Origin of the sequence: Streptosporangium sp. NPDC002721, assembly GCF_042888905.1 — a bacterium.
Classification (GTDB): Bacteria; Actinomycetota; Actinomycetes; order Streptosporangiales; family Streptosporangiaceae; genus Streptosporangium.
The window spans coordinates 1-25,800 of sequence record NZ_JBIAQI010000023.1; the positions used below are offsets into that span (position 1 = coordinate 1).

A 25,800-nucleotide genomic window follows, 5' to 3' on the forward strand; every position below is an offset into this window, starting at 1 on the left:
CGGCGACGACATCACCGGCCACGGCACCGTCGACACCAACGGCTGGTCCCAAACCCTCCTGTCCGCCCAACCCAACACCGTCAGCTGACCCCACCTGAGACGAACGCGGCGACATACGCCGGTCAAGGACCCGGGATGCCCCCGGGTCCTTCGGCATGTCCACCAGAGAAAATCGGATAAATCATCACAGCGACCATTTTCACCGACGCGAAATGACATTTACGGACAACAGAGCAAATAAGTGCGCGAGCTTACTTTCGCAACAGGCGACGTACCATACGTTTCAGGAGTCGGCAGAGCCATTTCGAGGAGGGCCAGTGGACTTCCGGCTCCTTGGTCCGGTCGAGGTGTGGAGCGACGGGCGGCAGGTCCCCCTCGGGGGCGCCAAACCGCGGACCCTGCTCGCCGCCCTGCTGCTGGAGGCGGGCCGGGTGGTCACCGTCGAGCGGCTGATAGAGGCCATCTGGCAGGACGACCCGCCGCCGACCGCCCGCGGGGTGCTGCAGACCTACGTCGCCACACTGCGCCGCGCGTTCGCGGGCGCGGGCCTGCCGCAGATCATCGTGTCGCGCCGGATGGGCTACGCCGTCGAGATTCCCCCCGACGCCCACGACAGAGCCGTCTTCGAGCGGCTCGTCGACCGCGGGCGGCGCGAGGCGCGCGACGGCGACCACCGGGCGGCGGCCGACACCCTCCGGACGGCCCTGGCGCTGTGGCGGGGCCCGGCCCTGGGCGGCATCGGCGACAGCTACCTGCGCGCGGAGGCGTCCAGGCTGGAGGAGCTGCGGGTCACGGTGACGGAGGAACGGATCGCTGCCGACCTGGCGGCGGGCCGGGAAGAGGGCCTGATCGACGAACTGACCGAACTGGTCGCCGTCCATCCGGTACGCGAACGGCTGCGCCGTGCCCTCATGGTGGCGCTCTACCGTGCCGGCCGGCAGGCGGACGCGCTCACGGCCTACCAGCGGGCAAGGGAGGTGCTGATCGAGGAACTCGGCATCGAACCGGGGCCGGAGCTGCGGGAGACGCACGAATCGATCCTGCGGTGCGACGCCACGCTGCTGGGCCCGGCGAAGGTTCCCGTGCCCCGGCAGCTGCCCTCCCCGCCGCCCGACTTCACCGCGCGCGAGGAGGAGATCGCGTCGCTGCGCGACCACCTCATCAGGCCGGATGCCATGCCGATCTGTGTCATCTTCGGGTCGGGCGGGATGGGCAAGTCGGCCCTCGCGCTGCGGGCCGCGCACGAGCTCGCCCCCTTCTATCCCGACGGCCAGCTCCACGTCGAGTTGCGCGGCACCACGGAGTCGCCCGCCACCGCGCAGGAGGTCCTCGGCCGGTTGCTGCGCGACCTGGCGCCCGGTGTCCCTCCACCCGGCACGCTGGAGGAGTGCGCCGCCCGATACCGGTCGCTGCTGGCCGACCGCCGCAAGCTCGTCGTGCTGGAGGACGCCGCCACCGAGCGGCAGGTGCGGCCGCTGCTGCCGGGCGCGCCGGGGTGCGGGGTGATCGTCACCTCGCGCAACCGGCTGGCCGGCCTCGCCGGAGCCGCGCTGCTCGACCTGGGCCTGTTACCCGAACCGGCCGCCCTGCGGCTCTTCGACCAGGTCGCCGGTCCGGAGCGGATCGCCGCCGACCCGGAGGCGGCGCTGCGGATCGTCCGCCAGTGCGGCGGCCTGCCGCTCGCGCTGCGCGTCGCCGGGGCGCGGCTCGCCTCGCGTCGCCAGTGGTCGGTGGCCCGGCTGGCCGATCGGCTGGCCGACGAGCAGCGCAGGCTGGACGAGCTGGCCGTCGGCGACCAGGAGGTGCGGGCCAGCATCGCGCTCAGCTACGACCTGCTCCCTCCCGAGGCCAGGACCGCGCTGCGCCGCCTCGGCCTGTTCGGCCTGCCGCACTTCCCGGTGTGGGTGGTGGGAGCGGCCCTGGAGACCGGCCTCGACGAGGCCGAGCAGGTGCTGGACCACCTCGTGGACACCTCGCTGATCGGGGTGGTGGACACGGAGGCGGGCGACCTTCCGCGTTACCGGCTCCATGACCTGATCCGGTTGTTCGCCCGCGAGCGCGCGTACACGGAGGAGACCGAGGAGGAGCGCACGGCGGCCGTGCGCAGGGTGCTCGGCGGATGGCTGTGGCTGGTCGAACGGCTCGACGAGGCCGTGCCCACCGGGGGGATCCCGATGCGCGCGACCCTCGACCTGGTGCGGCCGATGGAGCCGGAGGTGGCGCGCACGGCGCTGGCCGATCCGCACGGCTGGTTCCGCGCCGAGGAGGAACCGCTGATCGTCGCGGTCGAGCTGGCGGCGGCGATGGATCTCGACGACATCGCCGTGGCCCTGGCGTCCGCGCTGTCCTCGGTGGCCTTCGAGGGCAGCCAGTACGTCTTCGACAACCCCTTCGCGGCCTGGCACCGTACGCACGAGGCCGCCCTGGCGGTGGCGCGGCGGACGGACAACGTCCTGGGCGAGGCGACGCTGCTGGCGGGCCTCGGCCACCTGTACTACGAGCGCGACCACTACGCGGAGTCCCGCGAGTACCTCGGCCAGGCGCTGTCGCTGTTCCGCTCCGCGGGGGACGCCCGGGGCGAGGCGGCCACGCTCGCCGCCCTCGGCGCAGCCTGCCGCGAGCAGGGTTACCTGCCCGAGGCGCTGCACTTCCTGGACAGGGCGAGCCGCCGGTGGAGCGACCTCGCCGACCCGGCGGCCCTCGCGCACGTCAGACGCCTGGCGGGCAGCGTGCACCTGGAGCGCGGGGACTATCCGGCGGCCCTGGACGACCTGACCACCGCGCTGTCCCTGTACCGGGAGGCGGGCAGCCGCCGCGGCGAGGGGCTGACGCTGCGCACCATGTCCCTCTACCACCGGGCCCTGGGCGAGCTGCGGCCGGCGGAGGAGCTGTGCGAGCGCGCCCTGGCGATCTTCCGTGAGCTGGGCGACCGGCTGATGGAGGCGTACTGCGCACGTACCCTCGCCAAGGTCGGGATACGGCTCGGCCGGTTCGACGCGGCACGCCGCGCCCTGGAGGGGGCGCTCGCGGTGACCCGGACCCTCAGCGACCGCTGGGGCGAGGCGTGCACCCTGCGCACGATCGGCGAGCTGGACCTGGCCGAGGGAAGGCTCTACCGGGCCCAGAGCCGGTTCACGGAGTCGCTGACGCTCTGGGAGGAGCTGCGCGCCGTCCTGTTCCGCGCGCGTACGCTGCGCGACCTGGCCCGGGTGCACGAGGCGCTCGGCGACGACGTCGCCGCCAAGGCGGCCATGACCGAGGCGCTCGAGCTCTTCCGGACGCACGAGGCACGGGAGTACCGCGAAGCCGGCGGCTGATCCGACGACGGTTACAGCGTTCTTGAAGCGCTCCGCTGAATCATGGCCCCGGCGTCTCAGATCGAGCGTTTTTGTAACATCACGGAGGTCTCCGATGCGAGAGATCGTGCTCCTGTCGGACCTGCGGATCGCCGAGGTGCCGGTGAAGGAGTGCGACGAGCCCCTGGTGGACCTGCGCACCATGGAGGCCTTCCGGGTCGACCAGCGCCTCGCCGACCCGGAAGGCGCGTTCGCACACGTGCGGCTGAGCGTGGCCGACCGCCTGGTCGCCGCGCAGACCATGCTCCCCCGCAGCCTGCGCCTGCTCGTCGTGGAGGGATTCCGCCCGGCGGCCCTGCAGTACCGGTACTTCACCGAATCCGTGGCCGCGCACCTGACGGCCCACCCCGGCTGGGACGACCGGCGGGCGTACGTGGAGGCCAGCAGGTACGTCTCCCCGCCCGAGGTGGCCCCGCACGTCACCGGAGGCGCGGTGGACCTGACCCTGTGCACCGTCTCAGGCGTCGAACTCCCGATGGGTACGCAGGTCAACGCCACGCCGCCGGAGAACGACGAGGCGTGCTACACCGCCTTTCCCGAGATCTCCCCCGAGGCCCGGCGCAACCGCGACATCCTGGGCGCCGCCCTGAGATCCGGCGGCTTCGTCAACTACCCCACCGAGTGGTGGCACTGGTCCTACGGCGACCGCTACTGGGCCTTCGCGACAGGCGCCCGCTTCGCCCGCTACGGCATACGCGAGACGCTCGCCCCATGAGGTCCGGACCCGGCCGCCCCTTCACACCGGCGGCGACGACTTGCTTCCCGCCGATCCACCGCACGCCGTACTCCATCGCCGGTGACCACGCGCCTGCCGGGTTCCCGGGCGCTCGCTCAGTGGCAGTGCGGGCGAGGGTGGTCAGGAGAGGAGGTGCCGAGGTCGTCGTCGTGTCCGGCCTTGATCCGTGACCACTGGGCGGTCGGGCGGCCGTCCAGCCGGAACTGGTCGCCCCTGGAGTCCCAGTGCTGCGGCCAGCCCTCCGGAGAGTCCTCCCAGAACTCCTTCCGGCCGTGGACGGTCAGATCCAGCAGTCCGTACGACGGCGCCATCGTCTCGTTGCCACGGCCGGTGGTCCAGTAGGTCTCGTAGACCTTGTCGTCGTCGCGGAGATAGGCGACCAGGATGCCGAAGTAGCGGCCCGCGACCAGCCGGTCCACCGAGTCCTGCGGCACCGAGTACCACGGGACCGTCCAGCCCATGAAGTCGCGGTAGCGCGAGCTCTCCTCGTACGGTCCCTGGCAGAAGGTCGCGTAGCCGACGTCCCGCGAGTGCAGGTAGGACAGCTCGTCGATGTGGGCCGTGGAGAAGGTGCAGCCCTCGCACTGCTCCGCCGCGGGCATGCCGGTGTGCCACATCTGGAAGTAGGCGATCAGCTGGGACCGGCCGCCGAAGACGTCGATCAACGGTACCGGGCCGTCGGCCCCGATCAGCGGGGTCCGCGGATCGACCTCGACCATCGGCAGCCGGCGGCGTTCGGCGGCCAGCGCGTCCCCGGCTCTGGTGTGGGCCTTCTCCCTGACCCGGAGTTCGTCGATCCTCGCCTGCCAGGTCCGCCGATCGGCGACCTGCGGAAGGGGGTGTCCGGCTGAGGGCGTCTCTGTCATGCGACCTGTCTAGCCCAGCCGGAGAGCGCGGGACAACACCTCCGGCCGATCAAGGTCGGACACCGATCCCGCAAACGCCGGAGCCGGACCGCCCGTGGCTCGTCGTCGGCCCGTCGTCGGCCCGTCGCCGGCCGGGCGGCAGGGTGGCGACGGGCCGTGGCCGTTCTCGATGAGCAAATGCCGAGCCGAATTCTAATTCCTGATAAAAACGCACAAAATCCGAAACGGTCGGGCCCTGCCGGGTGTCTTCCCGTCCTGATCGTCACGGGCGAGTCGCCGTGGCCGGAATCTGCCACCCCACCTGCATCCGAGGTCTTGCGCCCTTCCCGGCATCAATGGTTAGGTCGCATACATGACGGGCGTGCCAGCGTATAAGGCGGGTGAAATTCAGGTCGAATCAACGGTGATTCGCCCGCCGCGGATCTCCTCCAGATCCTGATCGTCGCCGGATTGACGAAGAACCGCATGAGCAGGTCGTGAACAGGGGCGGCGAGGCCCTCTCGTTTCATCTCCCACTATTGCCGACAGACATTCCTCCCCGGAGTTGGACCGTTCCAAGCGGCTGGAACGGCCCGGCGACGGCACGAATGCAGCCTCGTGTCCCCGGATTCCGGGGGCCTTTTTCTCGCTCGACGCATCACCGCAGATCGAGAATTTATTAGCGGGAACCCTCATGTGATCGACCAGGATTTCAATTCACCATGCCTGAATTCCTGGCCAGGTGCGAGCACATGGGTGTTCTCGACGCCGGATCGTTTGGAGCCTCCTCCGTGACGAGTTCGCTTTCCGATGTCCAGAGTCCCTTTCCAGAGCCGACGGGCTTCCGGTCACCCACGCCGGGCCTCACCGCGGCATTCGACCCCGAGCATTTCCACGACGGTGCCGTGGGCATCGTCAGCCGCCTGACGACGTATCTGGGCGACCGGTCGGTCCGGGGGCTCGACCTCCTCGACCCGGCGGTGCTGCTGAAGACCGCGCGGGGGCTGATGACCCGGGAACGGCAGCGCGTCGCCGACTTCGACCCCGACCGGGTGAACCAGATCGTCGACCTCTACACCGGCACCGGCATCCCGGTCTACTCGCCCGGCTACATGGGGCGGCAGTTCTCCGGCGTGGTCCCCCTGGCCAGCCTCATCGACCTGGTCGGCTCGGTGGTCAACCAGCCCTCCTCCTTCTACGAGGCCGGGCAGCTCCCCAACGTCGCCGAACGGCTCATGGCCGAGGAGCTCAACCGGTTCATCGGCTGGGACCACGACCGGTTCGCCATGCTGACGACCTCGGGGGGCTCCCTGGCCAACCTGACCGCGCTGCTGGCCGCCCGCAACCGCGCCTTCCCGCAGATATGGACGCGCGGCGCGGGCGGCGTGCCGGACCTCCCGGCCGTCGTGGTCGGCGACGACGTCCACTACAGCGTGACCCGGGCGGCCGGGGTGCTCGGCATCGGCGAGCGGCAGATCGTCCGGCTCCCGGTCGACCGGGCCGGGCGGATCCGCCCCGAGCTGGCCGGTCCGGTGCTGGACGAGGCGCGGCGGCGCGGCCTGCGGCCGTTCTGCCTGGTGGCCTCGGCCGGGACGACCTCGATGGGCGCCTTCGACCCGCTGGAGGAGCTCGCGGCCGTGGCGCGCCGCCACGACCTCTGGCTCCACGTGGACGGGGCGCACGGGGCGAGCCTGCTGCTGTCGGACCGCCACCGCGACAGGCTGCGCGGCATCGAGCAGGCCGACTCGCTGACGTGGGACGCCCACAAGATGCTGTTCATGCCGGCGCCGTGCACGCTGCTCTTCTACCGCGACGGCACGGCGGCGCGCGGCGCGTTCCGGCAGCGCGCCAGCTACGTCTTCGACGAGGAACCGGACGTCTACAGCGCCTACGACAGCGCGGACAAGAACTTCGAGTGCACGAAACGCCCGATGATCATGCCGCTCTGGACGGTCTGGTCGGTCTACGGCCCGGCGCTGTTCGCGCAGAAGATCGACCGGCTGTGCGAGGTGACCCGGCAGGCGCACCGGATGCTCGCCGCCGAGCCGGACTTCGCCGTGGCGCACGAGCCGGAGTCCAACATCCTGTGCTTCCGGTACGAGCCGGAGGGCTTGGAGCCGGCGAACGCGCACCGGCTGCAGCTGGAGATCCGCAACCGGATCCGGGGTGGCGGGCGCTTCTTCATCTCCAAGGTCGACATCGACGGGGTGGCGGCGCTGCGGGTGGTGGTGATGAACCACCTGATCGACACCGACCACCTGGCCATGCTCATCGCCGAGATCAGGGACATCGGGCAACGGGTGCTGCGCGCGAGCGCCGCGGCCCGGCACGACCAGCGAAACGGGAGTCATTCATGACCATGACGGGTTTGGACATCGCCACCTCGGCGGAGCTGGCGGAACGGCTGATCCCCGAGGAGGAGCTGCGGCCCCGCTCGGTGGACGAGGTCACCCGGTTGCCGTCGTTCGCCGGGAAACTGGAGGAGTGCGGGCGGCTCACCGAGGTCCCCTACTGCCAGGCCCCGCTCGACCTGCAGAACGCGCTGGTGTTCCGCCGGCTCCAGCAGCTCGTCGGCATCGCCCTGCTCAACCCGCTGTGGCGCGAGCGGCTGCACTACTTCGGGATCCACGACCTCCCCGCCGACATGTCCGAGTGGGAGAAGATCCCCCTCTCGGACAAGACCGTGCAGCGGGACATGTTCATGGGCGCGCGGGCCGGGATGGTCGTGCCGCTCGACCGCGGCGGGTTCGAGGTGGTGGCGAGCGGCGGCACCGGTGACGGCATGCCCCTGGAGATCGTGTACTCCCTGAGGGAGCTGCGCGACACCTACCGCATCGCCGGGGCGTTCATGGGCGCCTATCAGCTCGGCCGCTACCTGCGCGGCCCCGCGCCGCGCTGGCTGTTCACCACCCTGGCCGACTACCAGATGTGGAGCAGCGGGACCATGGTCGGCGGCGTCCTGTCCCACGTCCCGGAGGTCAACTACATCGGCGCCGGGCCGGTGAGCGCGCCGGTGCTGGAGCACATGTTCTCCTACCCGGGCCACAAGGCGCTGATGGGCATCACCGCCGGCATCGCGCTCCTGCCCGAGCTGGGCGCGGGCCTGTCGCCGCACGCCAGGGCGAGCTTCCGGGTCGCCATGTACGGCAGCGGTTCCCTGCCGCAGCGCAAGCGCGACGAGCTGCAGGCGTTCTTCCCCAACGTGTCGATCCTCAGCTACTTCGCCGCGACCCAGGCCGAGTGCGTCGGGCTCCAGCTCGACCACGCCTCGCCCGCCCTCTCCGCCGTGCCGGGGCTGCACCTGGTGGAGATCGTGGACGAGCACGGCCGTGCCGTCGCCGAGGGGGAGGAGGGCGAGCTGGTCGTCACCCGGCTGCACGCCGACGAGACGCCGCTGCTGCGGCTCAAGCTCGGCGACCGGATGATCCGCCGCCCCGCCCTGAACGGGTCCGGGCTGCGCACCGAGCGGTTCGAGTTCGCCGGGCGCACCGCCGACGTGCTGCACCTCAACGACAGCCAGTACTCGGCGACGCTGGCCTACGCGGCCCTGCGCGGGCGGCTGCGCTCGACGACCGGCGTCGACCTGGACCTGATCGCGCACGAGGTCCAGTTCCACAACCACCGCGAGGAGCGGGCCCTGACCCTGCTGGTGGCGGCGGACGACGCCGAGGGCACGGCCGCGGCCGTCGAGCACGCCCTCGGCCCGAGCGGGACGCGGCGGCTGTTCACCCAGTCGCTGCCGAGCTCTCTGTCGCTCTTCAACGACCGGGAGGCGAACGCGGCGGCCATCGAGCAGATCGGATACGAGTTCCGGCTGGTGTTCGTGCCCCGTTCCTCGCCGCAGATCGAGCGGACCGCCGTGGGCAAGACGCCGCTGGTCAGGGACCGGGGCTGAGCACGCGGCGGCCCGCACGCCCGAATGACATCCGACAAGGGAGGATCAGTGAAACCCAGGATCAGCATCGTCGTGATGGTCGACGCCGTGGGGGCGTTGTCCGATCGGACGCTGCACAACGGCAACATCTCGCTGGTCGACGACAGCCCGGCGGGCAGCAAGCACCAGGGGACCCCCGACCTCGTCACGGCGGTGGCGCCGGGACAGGTCGTCCAGTGGACGCCCATCCACGTGGACGTGCAGACCCCGGTCGAGATCCAGGCCATCGAGTTCCTGTCCGGCGCGCCCGTCTCGGCCCCGGCCGGTCAGACGGCGCACGGGGCGGCGGTCGACGCCATGGCCTCCAACGGGTTCGAGAACCACGACCTCCTGCTGTGGGAGGGCATCGTGCCCTACGACATGGTTCCCGGTGTCCCCTACCGGTACCGCCTCTCCGTCAGGCTTCACGAAGGACCCAACAGCGTGCTGCACATCGACTCGCCCGCGCTGCTGCGCGTGTGACCCACGTTCTGCGAAGTTCTGCGAAAGGCGGTTTCATGGCCCAGCAACACGGGATCATCGTGCTCTTCGACGTCGAGAACGCGCTGCGGACTCGGTCGCTCGACGGCAACACGTACTGGTTCGACAACATGAAGTTGTTCGGCTCGGCAGGGGTGGGCACCGAGCAGCTGGTGACGATCGTGCCCGGCACCCACTTCCTCGACGGGTCGCAGGCGACCGAGCAGGTGCTGAACTGGCTGCCCGCGGCGCTGGGGTCGATCCCCCCGACGGTGCCGCGCAACTACCTGGCCGAGCAGGAGCGCGCCGACGACCGGCGCACGCTGAACGAGCTGGCCTCGCTCGGCGGCGACGGCGACGGCGTGAGCGACGCCGACCTCAAGCGGCTGCAGCGGCGGATCGGCAAGCGCGCCAGCAAGCCGAGCGGCGGGCGCGGCCTCACCGCGGCCAAGCTGCTGGACGTCACCGGCAAGACCACGAGCGGCCCCGGCGCGTACAACTACCCGGCTCCGGTGATCACCGACATCACCGGCGAGGCCGTCACCGAGAAGATCATGTATCCGGCCCAGTACGGGTCGCCCGACATGATCTACGACGGCTGGTACTGGGCGGCGACCGTGGCCACGGGCCGGCCCGGCGTCTACTCGTACACCATGCACATCCAGCTGCACGAGCTGGTCGAGCGGAACGACGAGCTGGTCTGGGAGTCCGTGGAGATGACCTGCAAGTCCAGCCTCAAGATCATCAACGACCCGAAGCGGAACGGGTTCACCGGCGCCGGGGTGGGCGTGCTCCCCCTCCCGGCCGTCCCGGCCGTCCCGGCCGCCCGCTGACCAGACCCGGAGCTTTCCCGAGCGGAGGAACCGCATGCCCCCCAGGAGCAAGCAACCCGAACGCCGGCCCTCCCGGCCCGTGACGATCACCGCGGTGGTCGATCCCGTGGCGGCGCTGGCGTCGGAGAACCTGGACGACAACATCTACTTCTACGACACCAACAAGGCCGCGGGGTCCACCGGTTTCGGCACCCCCGAGCTGCACAGCCGGGTGCGCAAGGGCGACACCCTGCTGTGGAACGTGATCCCGCTGGAGTGCGAGACCTACGTCTCCCTCAGCGACATCGAGATCGACCCGCGGATCGCCGAGCCCACCCAGAAGGTCTACCCCGGCACCGACATCGTGTTCTGGACCGCCGAGGTCAAGCAGGATCTCACCGAGCCGGTCCCGTACCGCCTCTCGTTCCTGCTCGGCACCGTCAGCACACCGTTCAGCCCCACCGCCCGGCCGGCCCTGGCCGGTGCCGCCGACGAGGGAAAGAAGGAAGGCCGATGACCCAGGCGTACGCGGCCACGGACTTCACCGATCGTGGCCAGCTCAACTCCGTCCAGCTGAACGTGGTGACCCTCGTCGACATGGAGAGGGCCGCCGCGACGCAGTCCCTCGACGGCTGCCTCTACATGATGGACAACAGCGTCGGCGGGGTCGGTCAGGGCAGTGACCACCTGGAGACCATCTGCAAGCAGGGGCAGGTGGTCAACTGGATCATCCGCCCGATCGACATGCACCGCGGCGCGGACGGCAACTGGCCCCCGATGCCGAAGATCAACAACATCGTCTTCCTCGACATCGAGAAGGGCGACGAGGACGACGTCGCCGAACGCCGGATCATGACCGAGCTCAAGGTCTACGGCGCTCCCGACCGGATGCGCGACAAGTACACCGCCGTCTACTACTACTGGGCCGGGGCGGTGATGAGCGAGGCCCGGCCGGGGCTCTACCGCTACCGGTTCGTCCTGGAGCTGGAGAAGGAGCACGGCACCGACAAGCTGTATCTGAACTCGGTCCGCTATCCCGCCCTGAGGGTGCTGCCCGTCTGACGACCTCCCGGGCCGCGAGCGCGGTGCGGTGAGGGTGGAGGTCATGGCCGCCGGGCGGCGGCCATGACCGGCCAGGTGCGCATCCCGGCCCCGGTCCCGTGGTCCCGCGATGATCGTCATCGGGGCCGGCGGGGCCGGGGCCACCGCCGTTCACGGGGCTGTTTTGGGGCCGTACGGGCCCGGTATGTCCGGGACACGCGGGAGCCGGGCGGCCTTCCGGCCAGGCCAGGACGTCGGCGGTATGCTCGGTCGAAGATCGTCTCGCGGTCCGTCAGGTCGGCGTGATCCGGACGACGCCCGACCGCGCAGCGAACGGAGCCGCCCATGACGACCACCGTCACCGTGATCGGCGGCCCGACGGCCCTGCTGGAACTCGGCGGGTTGCGCATCCTCACCGATCCGACCTTCGACCCGCCGGGAGACTATCCCGCCGGGCCGCTCACGCTCACCAAGACCGCCGGTCCCGCCCTGTCTCCCGCCGACGTCGGCCGGGTGGACCTGGTGCTGCTCAGCCACGACCAGCATCCCGACAACCTCGACAGGCTGGGGCGCCGGACGATGGCCGCCGCGCCGCTGACCCTGAGCACGTTCGAGGCGGCCGCGCGCACCGGGGCCACCCCGATGCACCCCTGGCAGCACTACGACGTCGGCCGGATCCGCGTCACCGCCGTCCCCGCCCTGCACGGCCCGCCGGGATGCGAGCCCATCGTCGGCCAGGTCATCGGCTTCGTGCTCACCGGCGACGGGTCGCCCACCGTCTACGTCAGCGGGGACAACGCCTCGCTGGGGTGCGTGCAGCTCATCGCCACGCGGTTCCCGGCCGTCGACATCGCGCTGCTGTTCGGCGGCGCCGTCCGCACGCCCATGATCGAGGATCGGCTCACCCTGAACGCCGTCGAGATGGCGGTCGCCGCGCGCCTGCTGAACGCCCGGCACGTCGTGCCGCTCCACGTCGAGGGCTGGAGCCACTTCACCGAGGGCCAGGAGGACGTGCGCGCCGCCTTCTCCGAGGCCGGTCTCGACCACCTGCTCGCTTCCCCCGTCCCGGGGCGGCCGCTCCTGCTGATGCCCGTCTGATCCGTACCGGAAGACGGCCGGAAGACGCCCGGAGGACGGCCGGAGGGTGGCGCGACGCCGGTGTCCTCGGGGGAGGGGGGGCGCCGGGTTCGGTGCGTGGGCGGGAAGAGAACTAGGCAATTGCTTTTGGGGTGATTTGCCTGGTAGTGACACACCCAGCCAAATCGGACAAGTCGGACGTATGCTCCGTTCATGGCCAGTGAAAGGCTGCTCGGCGGGTCCCTTCACGGCCGGTACGCGGTCATCACTCCCGCCCGGGACGGACTGCCGGACGCCGGACTCCGCCGGTCGCCGGGCCCGCGACGGGAAGGGGGCGCCACGCCGGCCGCGGCCTCGCTCAAGGGCCTGGTGCGTGGGGGAGCGGCATGCGCGCGCTCCGCCGTCCGCCCGTGTCGCGGGCTTCGCTCGCGCGAGGGGCCGGCCAGTGGGGGAGCGGCGTGCTGAACCGAGCCCTGCCCTCCTTCCGGGCCCGCCGGACGGTGGCGACCGCGGTCCTCGCGGCGTGCGTGTGCGTCGGCGTCGGCCTGCTCTTCCTGCTGTTCGCCGGTAACAGGGAGGCGGAGCTGGCCCAGGTTCACGTCACGGACGCCTGGAACCGGGTGGTCCCCCTCATCCGGCAGGGCCCGCTCCCGCCCGTCCTGCCCAGGGGTGACGTCGAGGCGATCCAGGTGCTGGACGCCCACGGCGTGGTGGCCGCGTCGACCCCGGAACTCGTCGGCGGGCCGCCGATCGCCACCTTCCGGGCCGACGACCGGAACGTGCGCGCCACCCGGACGCTGTGCCCGCCGCACGGGCTGAGGGGCTGCATGACGGTCACCTCCTACAAGGTCTACCAGCCGCAGGGGGTCTGGCTGCTCTACGTGGTGGCCCCGCGGGTGCCCTGGTACGGCACGACCGCGGACCTGCTGTTCGTCGTCGGCGCGTCCCTGGCGGTGACCGCCACGATGACCGCGCGGTCCTTCCGGGACCTCACCAGGGCCATGGCCCCGGTGAACGCCATCCGGGCCGAACTCGCCGGGATCACCCTCACCGACCTCGACCGGCGGGTCCCGGTCGCCTCGGACTACCAGGAGATCAAACTCCTGGCGGAGACCGTGAACGACACCCTGGACCGCCTCGAAACCGCTTATACCCGGCTGCGGCGCTTCACCGCGGACGCCTCCCACGAGCTGCGCACCCCCATCACCTCCATGCGCACCCACCTGGAGGAGGCGCTGCTGTACCCGCGGGACACCGACTGGCCCAAGATGACCCGTGCCGTGCTCGCCGGGGTGGACCTGCTCCAGATGACCGCGGCCGACCTGCTCACCCTGGCCCGCCTGGACGCGCGCACCTCCCTGCACCGCGTTCCGACCGATCTGTGCCGGCTGGTCGAGGCCGAGCTGGAGCGCCGGACGTACCGGAAGAAGATCGTCGAGGATCTGGCGGAGAGCGCCTGTGTCGACTGCGACCGGCTACGGATCGCCCGGGTGCTGTGCAACCTGCTCGACAACGCCGAGCGCCACGCCGCCTCGCGGATCACCGTGAGCGTCCGGGTCGAAGGGGCGTCGGTGGTGATGGCGGTCGCCGACGACGGCGCCGGGATCCCCGCCGGGCAGCGGGAAATGGTCTTCGACCGCTTCACCCGGCTGGACACCGCGCGCAACCGGGAGGCGGGAGGGACCGGGCTGGGGCTGGCGATCGCGAGGGAGATCGCCGTGGCCCACGAGGGCACGCTGACCGTCGAGGACAGCGAGCGGGGCGCGTGCTTCGTGCTGCGCCTTCCCGCGTACGACGCCTGCTCGGCCGTCCGGGCGGGATGAGCCGGCGGCCGTTGAGACCGATTGTGGAAAGTACTTGACGGTATGGAAAGGAGAAAGTACTTTCCAGATAGGAAAATTGAAGGAGCAGGCATGGACATCACCCCCGAAGAGGCCGCGCGGACGCTGGACCAGGTTCGCGAGACGCAGCGCAGGGTGCTGCGCGCGGCACCGCCGATGTTCCCCGCCTGGTATCCGGTGGCGGTCTGGGCCTTCGTCACCGGCATACAGTTCGCCACCGAGATCCCGCCCACCTGGTGGCTCCTGGTCGCCGTGCCCGCCATGACGGCCGGTCTCGTCCTCGCCGTCCTCAAGTTCGTGAGAGACGTCAAGAACGCGAAGCTGCGCCCGCACTCCTCGGTGGTGGACCCCTGGGCATGGGTCGGCTTCACCGCCTGGATGGTCGTCACCGGTCTCGCGTCCATCCCGCTGGTGCTGTGGTTCACGGGGGTGGGCCTCGCCTACCCCCGTACCCTCATGGGGGTGATCATGACCGCGATCGTGGCGGTCACCTCACCCCTGCTGGCCCGGTGGATGTCCGGGCGGACCGCGAGGCGGGCGGAGGCGGCGAGGTGGTGACGCCGCGACTCGACCCGGCGATCCACGCGCCGACCCGGCTGCAGATCGTCTCGCTGCTGGCCGCCGCCGACGAGGCCGAGTTCGCCTTCGTCCGCGACAACCTGGGCGTCAGCGACTCGGTGCTGTCCAAGCACGCGAGCGCCCTGGAGGCGGCCGGTTACGTGAGGATCCGCAAGGGGCACGTCGGCAAGCGCCCGAGGACGTGGTTCAGCCTCACCCGCGAGGGCCGCGAGGCCTACGCCGCCCACGTCGCCGCGCTCCAGGCCATCGTCGCCCAGTCCGGCCTCTCGGTCCTTCCCTGAACGTTCCGCTCACCGCGCTCACCGCGAGCGTACGGCGTCCAGAAAGGCGCGTACGGCGTGGAGGTACGCGCCGGCGGTGTCGCGGCGGACGTTGTGCCCGGCGCCGGGCACGCGGACCGTCGTCACGGTGCCGGCCGCCGCCTCCCGGAACGTGTCCGCGTCGGCGTCGGTGACCATCCCGCCGCGGTCGGCGTCGCCGTACAGGAGCAGCGTGTCGCAGCGCACGTCCGGTGCCAGGTCGTGGAGGGGGTCGAGGAGGGGGACGTCCCGTTCGCAGTAGCGCGGGTCGACCTGCCCCTTGCTGAGGGCCCACGGCGGCAGCTCCGCCTCGCTCCAGGCGGGGTCGTGCTCGCGGGCGTACGCGAGGCGCCCGGCGAGGTCCAGGGCCAGCAGCTCGGTGAGCCAGGCCGGGACGCCGCGCGGCCGGCCGTCCATTCCGTGCGGCGGCGGGTCCTCCAGGACCAGCGCGGCCACCAGCTCCGGCCGGGTGGCCGCCAGCGTGACGGCGGTGAGCGCGCCCATGGAGTGCCCGACGACGACGACCGGCTCGGTGACGCCGAGATCGTCGAGGACGAGCGCCTGGTCGGCGGCGTGCTGCCGTGGCCCGACGGGTCCCTCGGGAAGGCCGGAGCCGCCGTGCCCGCGCGCGTCGGTGGCGATGACGCCGCCGACGCCGCCGACGATGTCGGCCAGGGCGGGGACGAGCGGCTCCCAGCAGGCGGCGGAGTCGGTGAACCCGTGCAGGAGCAGCAGCGCGGGAGGGACATCGGTGTCGCCGTGGTGGCGCCACGCGATGTGCGCGGTGCGCCGGTCGGTCACCGCCGGAGGGGTCATTTGGTGGCTCCCGAGACGAGGCCGCTGTAGATGAACCGCTGCAGGGCCAGGAAGACGATCAGGCTCGGCAGGATGACGAGCGCGGCGCCCGCGGAGATGACCTCCCAGTGCGCCCCGTACGGCCCCTTGAACCGGAACAGTGACGTCGAGATCGTACCGAGTCCCTCGGAGGGCATGTACAGGAAGGGGATGTAGAAGTCGTTGTAGATCGCGACGCCCTTCACGATGACCACGGTGGCGATCGCCGGGCGCAGCAGCGGCATGATGACGCGCCAGTAGATGGTGAGTGACGTCGCGCCGTCCAGCCTGGCCGCCTCGTCCAGGGACGTCGGGATCGACCGGATGAACTGCAGGAAGATGTAGATGGAGACGATGTCGGTTCCCATGTAGAGGAGGATGGGAGCCCAGTGCGTGTCCATCACCCCCAGGCCGTTCACGACCTGGTAGGTGGCGACCTGCGTCGTCACGCCGGGGACGAGGGCGGCGACCAGGAAGAGGGCCATCACGACCCTCTTGAACCGGAACTGGAAGCGGTCGACCGCGTAGGCGGTCATCGAGCCGACGAGGACCGTTCCGAGAAGCGAGAAGAACAGGATGAAGGCGGTGTTCCACAGCGCCTGCGGCATCTGACCGTCGGTGAAGGCGATGCGGTAGTTGTCCAGGTTGAACCAGTCGCCGGGCGCCGCGAGCGGGTTCTCGCTGGCGGCCATCTCCCCGGCGGTCCGCAGCGAGGTGAGGAGGACCGCCGCCAGCGGGACGACCACCACCGCGCAGGCCAGGACCAGTGACAGGTACATGAGAAGACGCGCCGCCGTCTTGCGTACGGGAGCGTCGTGGCGGCCACCTCGCGGGGGAGCGCCACGGCGCGCGGAGGTGCCACGGCGGCGGCCGTGCGCGGTGGCGGTACCGGTGGGACCGGTCATCGTCCTCACGACTGTTCCACCCTCTCGTCGGGAACCAGCAGGCGCTGGAGCCAGGTCACCAGCAGGACGATCGCCAGGAGCACGACCGCGGCCGCCGAGGCGAGGCCGACCTTGTTGAAGTTGAAGGCGAACTTGATCGTCTGGATGACGAACGTCTCGCTGTTGTTGGAGCCCCCGGTCATGATGAAGGGGATCTCGAAGACCGACAGGGCGCCGGAGATCGCCAGGATGGCGCTCAGGCTGATGATGGGCTTGATGCTGGGCGCGATGATGAACCTGAACTGCTGCCACCGGCTCGCGCCGTCGAGCGAGGCCGCCTCGTACAGCTGCGGGGGGATCGACTGGATGGCCCCGATGAACAGCACCAGGTTCAGGCCCATGAAGCGCCACACCGAGACGCCGGCCAGCGAGGTGTTGACCAGGTCGGGATCACCGAGCCACAGGCGCGGCTCCACTCCGAACGCGCCCAGCACGGTGTCCAGGGTGCCGCCGGGCTGGAAGAAGTAGAGGAAGACGAAGCCGATGGCCACGCCGTTGACGAGGTAGGGGAAGAAGAGGATCCCCTTGAAGAGGTTCCGCAGCCGTATGTCGAAGCTCAGGACGGTGGCGAAGTACAGCGCCACGACCATCTGGACCGCGGAGCCCGCCAGATAGAACAGGCTGACGGTGAGGACCTGGAAGAACCGGGGCCTGGTGAACAGGTCGACGTAATTGTCGGCCCCCACGAAGTTCCTGACCGGGCTGAGGCCGTCCCAGTCGGTGAGGCTGTAGACGAACATGTCCGCGACGGGGACGTACGTGAACAGCACCAGCAGTGCCAGGGGGGCGAGCAGGTACGGCCAGGGGGTGTACCACCGTTGCGAACCGGCCGCGCGCTGCCGCTGGGCGGATGGCCGGCGCCGGTGGTGAGGGGGCGCGGCCTGCGGTTCCTGGTGCGGGACGCCGGGCCCCGCGACACGGAATGCGGACATCTGTTCCTTCTCTCGGAGAGGCTCCGCGTGTCGAGCCGGTGCCGCCTCTCGTTGTTCGGCGGGGGCGTGCGCGCGGGGAGGGGCGTCGTCTCTCCTCGTGCGGGTGGGGGATGCGTGAGGAGGGGTGTCGTCTCTTCTCGCGCGGGTGGGGGATGCGTGCGCGGGGGAGAGCCGCCGCCTCTTCTCGCGCGGTGGGGCCGCGCGGGCGCGGGGCGGCCGCCTGGGTGACGGCCGCCTCGCGCCCGGTGCCCGGCCGGTGTCAGCCGATCGTCGTCAGCCGATCGTCGCCTGAGCGTCGGACCACCTCATGTTGAGGTCCGCGAAGACGCCGCCGAGGTCGCCCTCGGCCGCCCCGCGGGCGACGTCGACGATGCGCTGGCGGTACTCCTGGGCGTTCAGGCCGACCTCCGAGGCCTTGTCGATGTCGTTGACCAGGGCGTTCTTCGCGAAGCCCATGTGGACGAACTTGACCTTGGCCTCCTGGAAGGGCTGGAGGCTCTCCGGCAGCGGCGAGCCCTTGACCGACGAGATCGACAGGGACTTCTGAGCGTCCCCGGACGAGTTGACGAACCACTCGATCCAGGCGCGGGCCGCCTCCTTTGCCTGGCTGTTGACGTTGACCGCGTACTGGTAGTCGGGCCGGACCACGCTGCAGAAGGTGCCGTCGACCTGGGCGGGGAACGGCATGAAGCCGATGTCGTCGGGATCGCCGCCGGCCTTCTGAGCGGCCTCCTTCATTTGCACCACGGCCCAGGAGCCGAGCCACATCGTCGCCACCTTGCCGGTGCCGATCAGGTTCTTGGAGTTCTCCCAGTTGGTGGTGTTCGGGTCCTCCTCGGAGAGCTTGTTCCTGACGATGTCGTGCAGCAGCGTGTCGACGACGTTCAGGTCCTGGCCGGGCGCCCAGGGCTCCTTGGTCTCGGCGAGTTTGTCGTTGGCGGCCGGGTCGCAGCTCGGCGAGCCGAGCGCGTTGCCCCAGTTGGTCAGCGGCCACCCGTCGTGGTAGTTGGTGTAGTACGGCGTCGCGTCCGTCTTCTCCCCGATCGCTTTCAACGCGTCGACGAACTCCTGGGGCGTCTTCGGCCAGCCGGTGACGCCGGCCCGCTCCCACACGGCCTTGTTGTAGACGAAGCCGTTGGCGGTGCCGATGTTGGCGATGCCGTAAACCTGGCCGCCGACCGTGGCCCGGTCGGTGAAGTCGTACTTCCCGGACAGCTCCGAGACCGGGCCGAGGGGGGAGAAGAACGACGGGTACTGGCTGAGCGGTACCGAGTTGGGGATCAACAGGACGTCCCCGTAGTTCTTGCTGTTCATGCGGATCTTCACGTCGCCCTCGTAGTCGGTGAGTCCCTGGAACTTCACCGTCACGTTGGGATAGACCTTGTTGAACTCCGCGGCGTATTTCTCCGTCGTGCCGTCCTGCACCTGGTCGGTGCGGTTCGTCAGCACCGTGATCGTGCCGGTCACCTTGGCGGGGTCGTTCGGAACGGCCGCCACGCCCGCCTTCTCGCCGTCGCCTCCACCGCCGCAGGCGGTGAGGCCGAGCACCAGGGCGATCCCGGCCGCTACCACGCGTGTTCCTCGCACGTCGTACCACTTCCTCGTCATGAGCTGCGGCGCCGCGCTGCGTCGGCGCAGCGACGGGTACCTCGTCGCGGCCTGGCGGCTGATGGCTGCTTAACCTAGACGCAACATTTCACGCTGTCCATAGAACGGTCTAGTGTTACTTTTACGTGACCAGAGGGAGTTTCGAGGCGAGCTCCACTAAAATTTCACTCAACGCGGGGCAGCTAGCTCATCAGTAACAGCTGACATACATGCTGTTTATTGGTCATTTGTCGACAATGCTCCTTTAGTTGGGCGAGTAGCGTAATGATCGGACGAAAGCATCGGGTTGGGTCGAATCCGGCTTTGACGGGATGTGGGCGGGCGTCTTCCTCTGATCGGCCGGTCCGCCCGGCTCTCCGGCCGCGCATCCGGGCCGGTCGGCGACGGTTCGGATGCGGTTCGCGGCACTTCGGCGGTACTTCGGTGGCGGGGCGGTTGCCCGTCGGCGCGATGTCCGCCGCTTCCGGTCGTGCCCGACTCTTTTATCAACCGTTGTAGTACGGTATTGGAATGTCCGGGGAGGTGGGGGTGCCCTGCTCGCGCCGGGCGGGGGCGCCCGTGGCACGACGGCCGGGCCGGACGCGCTCCGCGCGGTCGAGGTCGGACGGGTGGACCGTTACAGGAGGGGGATGTCCCAGGTGAGGCAGACGGACGCGGCGGACAGGGGCCGCAAGGCGACGATCAAGGATGTCGCGGCGCGGGCGGGTGTGTCCCCCTCGGCCGTGTCGATCGCGCTGCACGACAAGCCCGGGGTGTCCGCCTCGACCAAGGAGCGCATCCTCCAGGCCGCCGGCGAACTCGGCTGGAGACCGAACCAGGCGGCGGCCTCGCTGTCCGGGCACAACGTGCACACCGTGGGCCTGGTGATCGCCCGTCCGGCCCGGATGCTGGGACTGGAACCGTTCTACATGGAGTTCATCTCCGGTATCGAGAGTGTCCTGGTCCGTCGTTCGTGCTCGCTCCTGCTGCGGCTGATCGAGGCCGACGAGGAGATCCAGGTGCACCGGGAGTGGTGGCAGGGCGGGCGCGTCAACGGCAGCATCCTGGTCGACCTGCGGGTGGACGACCCGCGCGTCCCCGCCCTGGCCGAGATCGGCCTGCCGGCCGTCGTGGTGGGACACCCGAGCCTCGCGGGCCCGTTCGCGTCCGTGTGGACCGACGACGCCGCCGCGATCGTGGAGGCGGTGCGCTACCTCGCCGCCCTGGGGCACCGCCGCATCGACCGGGTCAGCGGCCCGGCCGAGCTCGGGCACAGCGTCATCCGCACCGACGCCTTCACCGCGGTGACGCGGGAGATGGGCCTGGAGGCCCGCACCGCCGTGGCGGACTTCTCCGCCGACCAGGGCAGCCGCGCGTGCCGCAACCTACTGCTCGCTCCCGACCGGCCCACCGCGATCATCTTCGACAACGACATCATGGCCGTGGCGGCGCTCGGTGTCGCCGGCGAGTTCGGGCTGTCGGTGCCCGATGACCTCTCCTTGCTGGCCTGGGACGACTCCCAGCTGTGCCAGCTCACCCGGCCGACCCTCTCGGCCATGCAGCACGACGTGTTCTCCTTCGGGGCCGAGGTCACGCACGCCCTCTTCGGCGTCATCAACGGGGACGAGCACGTCTCCCACCCCGCCCAGTCCCCGAGCCTGATCCCGAGGGCGTCGACCGCTCCGCCGCGCCGCTGACGGCGAGCCCCGGGGCGCCTGTCCGGTGAAGGACATGGAGGTGCCGGCCAGGTAGGGAGGCTCATGGGCGCCGGTTTGGTGGGGAGGTCCTGCCGGGGCGCTCCCGTGCCCGCTTGGACGTGGAGCGCGGGGCGAAAATTTCAGCTCCGTGGCTAAACGCATCAGTGAAAAGGGCGAACGTGAGCTTCTCTGGGTGCGTGCCGGGGTGCGGTCGTGCCCCGGGAGTGATGACCGTACCCCTCCCGTCCGGTCCCTCTTTGGTTACTGCGGCATGCCCTCTGAGCAGTGTATTTGCTGCCTCGCCGCACGATGGTGCCGTGCTGCCCCTGGGGTGGGTGGTCTCGTGTGGTCCGGGGAGCCTGGTCGGATGGATGTACTAAAACGGTCTAGACAGGGGGCGGGTGAATGGTTACGTTGATCCGGGAAACGTCGCGGTTGGTGGAACGCCGCCCTGTCTGTCCTGATGTGTCCTTCATCGAGCAAGGAGTACCGGTTGAAGCAGAGCACGCCCCTCACCTCGGGGTGGACCCTCCGGCCGGCCGAGGGGGCGGCTCCCGAGGAGCTCGGCCGCCTCCGGCGGGAGACTGTGCCCGCCGAGGTGCCCGCCGAGGTGCCCGCCGAGGTGCCCGCACGGGTTCCCGGCTGTGTCCACGTGGACCTGCTGGCCGCGGGGCTGATCGACGACCCGTACCTGGACCGCAACGAGCTCGACGTCGCCTGGATCGGCCGGGCCGACTGGCGCTACGAGACCACGCTGCCCGCCGCGCCCGGGGGATTCGAGCGCACCGACCTGGTCTTCGAGGGGCTCGACACGGTCGCGACCGTCGCGCTGGACGGCACCGAGCTGGGCACCACCCGGAACATGCACCGCTCGTACCGGTTCGACGTGACCGGCCGCGACGGCCACGGGGGGAGCGGTGAAGGCGGCCGGGTCCTGTCGGTCCTGTTCACTTCGGCCTACACCGAGGCGGAGCAGGTGCGCGAGGCCGTGGGCGCCCGGCCCAACGCCTATCCCGAGCCCTTCAACTACATCCGCAAGATGGCGAGCAGCTTCGGCTGGGACTGGGGCCCCACTCTGGTCACCGCGGGCATCTGGCGGCCGGCCCGGCTGGAGAGCTGGAGCACCGCGCGGCTGGCGGGCGTACGGCCGCTGGTGACGGTCGCGGACGCGACCGGCAGGGTCGAGGTCCACGTCGACCTGGAACGGACCGCCACCGGCGCGACCAGGGAACTGGCCGTCACCGTCGAGGTGGCGGGCCACACGGCACAGGCGGAGATCGAGCCCGGCCAGGTCCGCGCGGTCGCCGTGCTGGAGGTGCCCGACCCGGAGCGGTGGTGGCCGCGCGGGTACGGCGACCAGCGGCTTTACGCCTGCCGCGTCACCCTGGCCGACGCGGGAACGGGCGCGGAACTCGACCGCTGGGAGCGGCGCATCGGGTTCCGCTCGGTCGCCCTCGAATACGCCCCCGACGAGCATGGCACCTCCTTCACGCTCGTCGTCAACGGCGAGCGGGTGTTCGCCCGGGGCGTCAACTGGATCCCCGACGACGCCCTTCCCTCGCGCGTCACCCCCGAGCGGTACCGGCACCGCCTCGCCCAGGCCAAGGACGCGGGAGTCAACCTGGTCAGAGTGTGGGGCGGCGGGATCTACGAGGACCACGCCTTCTACGACGCCTGCGACGAGCTGGGACTGCTGGTCTGGCAGGACTTCCTGTTCGCCTGCGCCGCCTACCCCGAGGAGCGGCCGCTGCGCGGCGAGGTCGAGGCCGAGGCCCGCGAGAACGTCGCCCGCCTGGCCCCGCACCCCAGCCTGGTGCTGTGGAACGGCAACAACGAGAACCTGTGGGGCTTCCGCGACTGGAAGTGGGAGGCGGAGCTGGCCGGTGACAGCTGGGGCGAGGGCTACTACCTCGGCCTGCTGCCGCGGGTGGTCGCCGAGCTCGACCCCACCCGTCCCTACAGCGCGGGCAGTCCGTGGTCGGGCTCGTGGGACCACCACCCCAACGACCCGGCGCACGGGCCGTCCCACTTCTGGGAGGTGTGGAACCGCCGCGACTACACCGACTACCTGAACGACGTGCCCCGCTTCGCCGCCGAGTTCGGCTGGCAGGCGCCACCGGCGTACACCACCCTGCGCGACGCCGTCACCGACGAGCCGCTCGGCCCGCGCTCGCCCGGGATGCTCCACCACCAGAAGGCCGAGGACGGCAACGGCAAGCTCGACCGGGGCCTGGCCCGCCACTTCGGGGCTCCGGCGACCTTCGACGACTGGCACTACCTCACCCAGGTGAACCAGGCCCGCGCCGTCGCCACCGGCGTCGCCCACTGGCGGTCGCACTGGCCGATCTGCGCCGGGACGGTCGTGTGGCAGCTCAACGACTGCTGGCCGGTCACCTCGTGGGCCGCGATCGACGGCGCCGGCCGTCCCAAGCCGCTCTACCACGAGCTGCGCCGGCTGTACGCCGACCGCCTGGTGAGTTTCCAGGTCCGGGACGGGGAACGGGTGCTCGTCGTCGACAACCAGTCGGCCGGACAGTGGGACGGGTTCGCGGGCGCGCGAAGGATGTCGGCCGAAGGGGTCGTTCTGGCGGAGGAGACCCTGCCGTTCACCGTGCCACCGCGATCGGTGGCGCTGCTGCCGCTCTCGGCCGGGGTGACCACGTTCGGGGACGGGCACCGGGAACTGCTCGTCGCCGACGTCGAGGGGCTGCGGGACGTCGTCCTGGGCTGCGAGGACCGCGACTTCGCCTATCCGGCGGCCGAGCTGGCGGTCGGGGTCGAGCCGCGCGCCGGCGGATTCGACCTGGTGGTCACGGCGCGCACGTTCGTCCGCGACCTGCTCTTGCAGGCCGACCGGGTCGCCCCGGGGGCGAGCGCCGACCGGGGCCTGGTCACCCTGCTCCCGGGGGAGAGGTGCGTCATCGGTGTGACCGGCGTCGACGCCTCCGAGGTGGACCTCGCCTCGGTACGGGCGGCGTTGTTCACGGTCAACGCCGCGCAGGCGCCCGCGCGGGAGGTCCCGCCGGAGGTCGCGCGAGCCGTGGAGGAGGCCGCCCTGCCGTGACGGCACGGTCTGCCCGGCTGTGACGGCACGGTCCGGCCGGGCCCGGTGACCCGTTTCTCGCGGTGATCGGTCACCGTGACCCTCGTTCTCCACGGTGACCACCCCACGACGGCCCGGACGGGCCGTCCCTCAGTCCTCGGGGGACCCGTCAGACAAGAGGAGAAAAGAAGTGCGCCTCACCTCACCATGGCGTCCCGGCGGCCCGTCCGGCCGTCCGCGCGCCACCGCTCACCGCCCCGCGGGCGGGACACGCCGCCGGGTCCGGGCCGGCATCGTCGCCCTCCTGATGACGCTGGGCCTGACAGTCGTGGGATCCCCGCAGGCCCAGGCGTTCCCCGCGTCGTCCAGGCAGGCCGTCATCGACTACCTTGCCTCCATCACCGGCAGGAACGTCGTCTCCGGGCAGCACAACAAGGAGCCGGCGAGCAGCCCCGGCCAGTACACCCAGCAGGTCAGGGACGTCACCGGCCAGTACCCGGGCCTGTGGGGCGGGGACCTGATGTTCCGTCCCGAGGACGTCGCCAACCGCCAGCGCGTGATCGACCAGGCGAAGACCGAGTGGGCCAACGGCTCCCTCGTGGCCCTCAGCTGGCATGTCTGCACGCCGACCGGTGGCAGCACCTGCCAGTTCGACGGCGGCGTGAAGACGCAGATCTCCGCCGACCAGTTCAACCAGATCGTCACCGACGGCAGCGCGCTGAACAACGCCTGGAAGCGGCGCCTGGACGAGGTCGTGCCCTACCTCCAGCAGTTGAAGGACGCCGGAGTCCCGGCCCTGTTCCGCCCGCTGCACGAGATGAACGAGTCCTGGAACTGGTGGGGCAACCGTCCCGGCCCCAACGGGGGTGCCCGCCTCTTCCAGATCACCCGCGACTACCTGGTCGGCAAGGGACTCACCAACCTGGTCTGGGTGTGGAACGTCCAGGACAACCCCGCCGGCAATTGGGCCGCCTACTATCCTGGCTCCCAGTACGTCGACGTCGTCTCCCTGGACGTCTGGTACAAGAACCACCCCAGCCAGGGCGACTACCAGCAGATCCAGAACATCGCCGGCTCCAAGCCGATCGCGCTGGCGGAGATGGGGAAGATGCCCAACGCCGCCCTGCTCGACGGCCAGACACGCTGGAGCTACTTCATGCTCTGGTCGGAGCAACTGCGCGGCAACAACAGCAACACCGAGATCCAGAACGCCTACTACCACCTGCGCGTCCTGAATCAGGGCGAGTTCACCGTCTCCGGCGGCGGCACGCCGGCGCGGACGGGCCCGATCAGGGGTGTGGGCGGCAGGTGCGTGGACGCCGCGGCGGCGAGCTCGGCCAACGGCACCGCGGTCCAGCTGTGGGACTGCAACGGCGGCACCGCCCAGAACTGGACGGCCGGCACCGACGGGACGGTCCGCGTCCTGGGCAAGTGCATGGACGTCACCGGCGCCGGCACCGCCAACGGCACGAGGATCCAGCTGTGGGACTGCAACGGCTCCACCGCCCAGCAGTGGCAGGCCACCTCCGCCTCCCAGCTGCGCAACCCCGTGTCCGGCCGCTGCCTCGACGCGCCCGGCGGGGCCGCCGTCAACGGCAACCGGCTGCAGATCTGGGACTGCAACGCGAACGCCTGGCAGAGGTGGACCCTCCCCGCCTGACCTCCGGGTACGAGCCTGGATCCACGTCCGGGTAAGAGCCCTGGTTCACGGCCGGGTGGCCCGGCCGGTGCCTTCCCTGAGACGGTGCCGGCCGGGTCGCGCCGCCGGCGTGACCGGGGCGTCC

At 70.7% G+C, this 25,800-nt stretch carries 20 protein-coding genes; 15 read left to right on the top strand and 5 right to left on the bottom strand.

Going from position 1 to position 25,800, the window contains the following annotated elements:
- Window positions 1-317: 317 nt before the first annotated feature.
- Both ACFYWM_RS30120 and ACFYWM_RS30125 read left to right on the top strand, forming a co-directional pair.
- Window positions 318-3,317: a BTAD domain-containing putative transcriptional regulator gene (locus ACFYWM_RS30120; protein ID WP_389920311.1), complete on the top strand. Its 3,000-nt coding sequence runs from the start codon at window positions 318-320 to the stop codon at window positions 3,315-3,317.
- A gap of 94 nt (window positions 3,318-3,411) precedes the next feature.
- The gene (locus ACFYWM_RS30125) at window positions 3,412-4,071 is read left to right on the top strand and encodes a M15 family metallopeptidase (protein WP_389920313.1); all 660 of its coding nucleotides are present in this window, start codon (window positions 3,412-3,414) and stop codon (window positions 4,069-4,071) included.
- 116 nt (window positions 4,072-4,187) lie between these two features.
- Here ACFYWM_RS30125 and ACFYWM_RS30130 read toward each other — a convergent pair whose 3' ends face one another.
- Entirely contained in the window at window positions 4,188-4,958 is a 771-nt protein-coding gene (locus ACFYWM_RS30130) for a DUF899 family protein (protein ID WP_389920316.1), read from the bottom strand.
- An 884-nt stretch (window positions 4,959-5,842) separates the two neighbouring features.
- Here ACFYWM_RS30130 and ACFYWM_RS30135 point away from each other — a divergent pair.
- The 10 genes from ACFYWM_RS30135 (at window position 5,843) to ACFYWM_RS30180 (ending at window position 14,961) form a co-directional block, all read left to right on the top strand.
- Window positions 5,843-7,294 carry a pyridoxal phosphate-dependent decarboxylase family protein gene (locus tag ACFYWM_RS30135; RefSeq protein WP_389920318.1) on the top strand — a complete coding sequence of 484 codons (1,452 nt, stop codon included), beginning with the start codon at window positions 5,843-5,845 and terminating at the stop codon, window positions 7,292-7,294.
- Window positions 7,291-8,832, top strand: a complete 1,542-nt coding sequence (locus ACFYWM_RS30140; protein ID WP_389920320.1) for a hypothetical protein — start codon at window positions 7,291-7,293, stop codon at window positions 8,830-8,832. The genes ACFYWM_RS30135 and ACFYWM_RS30140 overlap by 4 nt, the downstream gene beginning before the upstream one ends.
- 48 nt (window positions 8,833-8,880) lie before the next feature.
- The gene (locus tag ACFYWM_RS30145) at window positions 8,881-9,333 is read left to right on the top strand and encodes a hypothetical protein (protein WP_389920323.1); all 453 of its coding nucleotides are present in this window, start codon (window positions 8,881-8,883) and stop codon (window positions 9,331-9,333) included.
- Between the two features lie 35 nt (window positions 9,334-9,368).
- On the top strand, window positions 9,369-10,163 hold the full coding sequence (locus ACFYWM_RS30150) for a hypothetical protein (protein ID WP_389920326.1): 795 nt from the start codon (window positions 9,369-9,371) through the stop codon (window positions 10,161-10,163).
- 34 nt (window positions 10,164-10,197) lie between these two features.
- Complete coding sequence (locus tag ACFYWM_RS30155; protein ID WP_389920327.1) at window positions 10,198-10,659, top strand: hypothetical protein; 462 nt, start codon at window positions 10,198-10,200, stop codon at window positions 10,657-10,659.
- Complete coding sequence (locus tag ACFYWM_RS30160; protein ID WP_389920330.1) at window positions 10,656-11,204, top strand: hypothetical protein; 549 nt, start codon at window positions 10,656-10,658, stop codon at window positions 11,202-11,204. The genes ACFYWM_RS30155 and ACFYWM_RS30160 overlap by 4 nt, the downstream gene beginning before the upstream one ends.
- A 324-nt stretch (window positions 11,205-11,528) precedes the next feature.
- Window positions 11,529-12,281, top strand: coding sequence for an MBL fold metallo-hydrolase (locus tag ACFYWM_RS30165; protein WP_389920332.1), 753 nt, complete (start codon window positions 11,529-11,531; stop codon window positions 12,279-12,281).
- A 437-nt stretch (window positions 12,282-12,718) separates the two neighbouring features.
- Window positions 12,719-14,083 carry a sensor histidine kinase gene (locus ACFYWM_RS30170; RefSeq protein ID WP_389920334.1) on the top strand — a complete coding sequence of 455 codons (1,365 nt, stop codon included), beginning with the start codon at window positions 12,719-12,721 and terminating at the stop codon, window positions 14,081-14,083.
- Between the two features lie 90 nt (window positions 14,084-14,173).
- Window positions 14,174-14,659, top strand: coding sequence for a hypothetical protein (locus ACFYWM_RS30175; protein ID WP_389920336.1), 486 nt, complete (start codon window positions 14,174-14,176; stop codon window positions 14,657-14,659).
- Window positions 14,656-14,961, top strand: coding sequence for a winged helix-turn-helix domain-containing protein (locus ACFYWM_RS30180; protein WP_389920708.1), 306 nt, complete (start codon window positions 14,656-14,658; stop codon window positions 14,959-14,961). Before ACFYWM_RS30175 ends, ACFYWM_RS30180 begins: the two co-directional genes overlap by 4 nt.
- Before the next feature lie 18 nt (window positions 14,962-14,979).
- Here ACFYWM_RS30180 and ACFYWM_RS30185 read toward each other — a convergent pair whose 3' ends face one another.
- The 4 genes from ACFYWM_RS30185 to ACFYWM_RS30200 form a co-directional block, all read right to left on the bottom strand.
- A complete protein-coding gene (locus ACFYWM_RS30185; protein WP_389920338.1) occupies window positions 14,980-15,795 on the bottom strand; it encodes an alpha/beta fold hydrolase in 816 nt (271 codons plus the stop codon).
- Window positions 15,792-16,718, bottom strand: coding sequence for a carbohydrate ABC transporter permease (locus ACFYWM_RS30190; RefSeq protein ID WP_389920710.1), 927 nt, complete (start codon window positions 16,716-16,718; stop codon window positions 15,792-15,794). Before ACFYWM_RS30190 ends, ACFYWM_RS30185 begins: the two co-directional genes overlap by 4 nt.
- A 5-nt stretch (window positions 16,719-16,723) precedes the next feature.
- Window positions 16,724-17,689, bottom strand: coding sequence for a carbohydrate ABC transporter permease (locus ACFYWM_RS30195; protein ID WP_389920341.1), 966 nt, complete (start codon window positions 17,687-17,689; stop codon window positions 16,724-16,726).
- A 273-nt stretch (window positions 17,690-17,962) separates the two neighbouring features.
- Entirely contained in the window at window positions 17,963-19,276 is a 1,314-nt protein-coding gene (locus ACFYWM_RS30200) for an ABC transporter substrate-binding protein (protein WP_389920344.1), read from the bottom strand.
- Window positions 19,277-19,926: 650 nt separating this feature from the next.
- On the opposite strand from ACFYWM_RS30200, the gene ACFYWM_RS30205 reads away from it, so the two are divergent.
- From ACFYWM_RS30205 to ACFYWM_RS30215, 3 genes are all read left to right on the top strand, one after another.
- Entirely contained in the window at window positions 19,927-20,973 is a 1,047-nt protein-coding gene (locus ACFYWM_RS30205; protein WP_389920346.1) for a LacI family DNA-binding transcriptional regulator, read from the top strand.
- A 493-nt stretch (window positions 20,974-21,466) separates the two neighbouring features.
- Window positions 21,467-24,037: a glycoside hydrolase family 2 protein gene (locus ACFYWM_RS30210; RefSeq protein WP_389920348.1), complete on the top strand. Its 2,571-nt coding sequence runs from the start codon at window positions 21,467-21,469 to the stop codon at window positions 24,035-24,037.
- Window positions 24,038-24,323: 286 nt separating this feature from the next.
- Complete coding sequence (locus ACFYWM_RS30215; protein ID WP_389920351.1) at window positions 24,324-25,676, top strand: glycosyl hydrolase; 1,353 nt, start codon at window positions 24,324-24,326, stop codon at window positions 25,674-25,676.
- Window positions 25,677-25,800: the final 124 nt, after the last annotated feature.

What these genes read in the sequence shown, in the direction of transcription:
- ACFYWM_RS30150 (WP_389920326.1), top strand. Translation starts at nt 9,369, where the DNA reads ATGGCCCAGCAACACGGGATCATCGTGCTCTTCGACGTCGAGAACGCG.
- ACFYWM_RS30215 (WP_389920351.1), top strand. Translation starts at nt 24,324, where the DNA reads ATGACGCTGGGCCTGACAGTCGTGGGATCCCCGCAGGCCCAGGCGTTC.
- ACFYWM_RS30130 (WP_389920316.1), bottom strand. Translation starts at nt 4,958, where the DNA reads ATGACAGAGACGCCCTCAGCCGGACACCCCCTTCCGCAGGTCGCCGAT.
- ACFYWM_RS30175 (WP_389920336.1), top strand. Translation starts at nt 14,174, where the DNA reads ATGGACATCACCCCCGAAGAGGCCGCGCGGACGCTGGACCAGGTTCGC.
- ACFYWM_RS30195 (WP_389920341.1), bottom strand. Translation starts at nt 17,689, where the DNA reads ATGTCCGCATTCCGTGTCGCGGGGCCCGGCGTCCCGCACCAGGAACCG.
- ACFYWM_RS30205 (WP_389920346.1), top strand. Translation starts at nt 19,927, where the DNA reads ATGTCCCAGGTGAGGCAGACGGACGCGGCGGACAGGGGCCGCAAGGCG.
- ACFYWM_RS30155 (WP_389920327.1), top strand. Translation starts at nt 10,198, where the DNA reads ATGCCCCCCAGGAGCAAGCAACCCGAACGCCGGCCCTCCCGGCCCGTG.
- ACFYWM_RS30125 (WP_389920313.1), top strand. Translation starts at nt 3,412, where the DNA reads ATGCGAGAGATCGTGCTCCTGTCGGACCTGCGGATCGCCGAGGTGCCG.
- ACFYWM_RS30190 (WP_389920710.1), bottom strand. Translation starts at nt 16,718, where the DNA reads ATGACCGGTCCCACCGGTACCGCCACCGCGCACGGCCGCCGCCGTGGC.
- ACFYWM_RS30185 (WP_389920338.1), bottom strand. Translation starts at nt 15,795, where the DNA reads ATGACCCCTCCGGCGGTGACCGACCGGCGCACCGCGCACATCGCGTGG.
- ACFYWM_RS30140 (WP_389920320.1), top strand. Translation starts at nt 7,291, where the DNA reads ATGACCATGACGGGTTTGGACATCGCCACCTCGGCGGAGCTGGCGGAA.
- ACFYWM_RS30165 (WP_389920332.1), top strand. Translation starts at nt 11,529, where the DNA reads ATGACGACCACCGTCACCGTGATCGGCGGCCCGACGGCCCTGCTGGAA.
- ACFYWM_RS30160 (WP_389920330.1), top strand. Translation starts at nt 10,656, where the DNA reads ATGACCCAGGCGTACGCGGCCACGGACTTCACCGATCGTGGCCAGCTC.